Raw genomic sequence first — 2,680 nt, forward strand, 5'->3', positions numbered from 1 at the left:
CTGCGGCGGGACGTTGAAGGACGGGTAGGCGGAAAACGGTCCGGTGGGGCCGGCCACGGGCGTTTCCTGGTGGCAGATCGCGAGGTCGCTCTTTTCGATGTACCGGCGCTGGCCCGCCAGGAGCGGTCCGAAGTCCAGACCCTTGGCGCCGGTGGCCAGGGCGTCCACCCGGGCCTGTTCCCACAGCTGGGCGTGGACCAGCATGTCCCCGGTCACCAACACGGAGGTGCAGCGTACCGCCGCGCAGGCAGGACCCTTCCCCGGCGTGGGCGTCGGTGTGGGCGTTGGGGTGGCGGCGGGGCCTGGATCCGGGGAGGTGCCCGGTTCGCCGGCCGCTGACGACCCGGGGCCGTCTGCAGCCGGAGTGGACCCGGGAGCGCCGGCGTCCGGGCGGGCGACAAGGCCGCAGGATGCCAGGGAGACCGCCAGGATCACCGCGGCCGCGCCCGCGAGAAGCCGGCCCGGCGGGGTGGAGCTGAGGATTCGCATGCGGTCATCGTACGGTGGCGCGAAGCACAACACGCTTAGCCGATCATTGAGAACCCCGGCCTAACATGAAAGAGTTATTTCATGATCAATCCCCTCTTGAGCCCCAGCACCCTGCCGTACGGACTGCCGCCCTTCGCGGATATCGAGGTCCAGCATTACGCCGAAGCCGTGGAGGCCGGCCTGGCCGAGCACCTGGCCGAAATCCAAGCCATCGTGGCGGCACCGGAGCCGGCGACCTTCGAGAATACGGCGCTGGCGATGGAGCGGTCCGGTCAGCTGCTGCAGCGGGCGTCGGCGTCGTTCTTCACGCTGGTGTCCGCGGACGCCTCGGAGCCGATCCGCGAACTGGAGACCCGGCTCTCCCCCGCCTTCTCCGCGCATCAGGACGCCGTGTACCTGAACCGGGGGCTGTTCGAGCGCTTTGCCGCTATAGACACGCACCGGCTCGACGCCGAATCCGGCCGGCTGGTGGAGGAATACCTCAAGGAGTTCCGCCAGTCCGGCATCCAGCTGGACGAGGTCGCCCAGGAGCGCCTCAAGGCCATTAACGCCGAACTGTCGACCCTCGGCACGGAATTCGGCCAGCGCGTCAAGGAGGGCATGAAGTCCGCTTCCCTGCTGCTGGACGAAGCGACTGAACTCGCCGGCCTGCCCGCGGACGATATCGCCAGTGCCGCCGAAGCCGCGCGAACAGCCGGGCACGAGGGCAAGTTCCTGCTCACCCTGATCCAGCCCAGCAATCAGCCCGCCCTGGCCGCGCTGGAGAACCGCGAGGTGCGGCGCCGGCTCTACGAAGCGTCGATCGGCCGCGGAAGTGGCGGCGGCAGCCTCGACGTGCTGGACCTGGTCAAGGACATGGTGCGGTTGCGTGCCGAGAAGGCCGGCTTGCTCGGCTTCGCCAACTTTGCCGAACTCAGCGTGGACCAGCAAACTGCCCCGGATTTCCAGGCMGTGCAGGCCATGTTGAACCGCCTCGCTCCGGCCGCCGTCCGGAATGCCGACGCCGAAGCGGAGGCCCTGGCCGAGGTCGCGGGCCACCCGCTGGAGGCCTGGGACTGGGCCTACTATTCGGCCCGGGTCAAGCGTGAACGGTACTCCGTGGACGAGCAGGCCCTCCGTCCGTACTTCGAACTGGACCGGGTGCTGCAGGACGGTGTCTTCTTCGCCGCCAACGCGCTCTACGGGATCACCTTCCATGAGCGGACCGACCTTGCCGGCTACCACCCGGACGTCCGGGTCTGGGAGGTGAAGAACTCCGACGGAACCGAGCTGGGACTCTTCCTGGGCGATTACTACACCCGCGACTCGAAGCGGGGCGGGGCCTGGATGAACTCGCTCGTTGACCAGTCCAGCCTGCTGAACACTCGGCCAGTGGTGATCAACAACCTCAACATTTCCAAGCCGCCCGCCGGCGAGCCCACACTGCTGACCTTGGACGAGCTGCGGACCACCTTCCACGAATTCGGCCACGCCCTGCACGGGCTCTTCTCCTCGGTCACGTACCCGCGGTTCGCCGGCACCTCCGTGCCGCGCGACTTCGTCGAGTACCCGTCGCAAGTCAACGAAATGTGGATCATGTGGCCGGAGGTCCTCGCCAATTACGCGAGGCACCACGCCACCGGCGAACCGCTGCCCCAGGAAACGGTGGACAAGCTCAACGAGGCCGCGCTCTGGGGCGAGGGCTTCGGCACCACCGAATACCTTGGCGCGGCGCTGCTGGATCTCGCGTGGCACGTCCTCGACGGTACCGACATCCCCGACGACGCGCTCGCGTTCGAGGCCAAGGCCCTGGCCGCCGCCGGGGTGGCCCACAGCTTGATCCCGCCGCGCTACCGCACCGGCTACTTCCAGCACATCTTTGCGGGCGGCTGGTACGCCGCGGGCTACTACTCCTACATCTGGAGCGAGGTGCTCGACGCCGAAACCGTCGAATGGTTCAAGGAGAACGGCGGCCTCACCCGTGCGAACGGCGACTTCTTCCGGGCCGAACTGCTCGCCCGGGGCAACAGCCGCGACCCGCTGGAATCCTTCCGCGCCTTCCGCGGCCGTGAGGCCAGGCTCGAGCCGCTGCTGACGCGCCGCGGCCTCGAGTAACCCCTGATCGGTTGCTCCGCAGACGCCCTTTAGGACCCTGAAAAGGGCCGTTTCGGAGCAATCGATGGGGAACACGAACGACGGCGGCGGGTCACCT

General features: G+C 68.1%; 2 protein-coding genes. One reads left to right on the top strand and one right to left on the bottom strand.

The genetic code is table 11. The features are described from left to right. The coding region (locus tag AB4Y86_RS16280; RefSeq protein WP_441403218.1) for a CapA family protein at positions 1-489 on the bottom strand (489 nt) is incomplete at its 3' end. A gap of 81 nt (positions 490-570) precedes the next feature. Here AB4Y86_RS16280 and AB4Y86_RS16285 point away from each other — a divergent pair. After that, positions 571-2,583 carry a M3 family metallopeptidase gene (locus AB4Y86_RS16285; protein WP_441403219.1) on the top strand — a complete coding sequence of 671 codons (2,013 nt, stop codon included), beginning with the start codon at positions 571-573 and terminating at the stop codon, positions 2,581-2,583. Positions 2,584-2,680: the final 97 nt, after the last annotated feature.

Source organism: Arthrobacter sp. 2YAF22_2 (genome assembly GCF_052114645.1).
GTDB lineage: Bacteria > Actinomycetota > Actinomycetes > Actinomycetales > Micrococcaceae > Arthrobacter.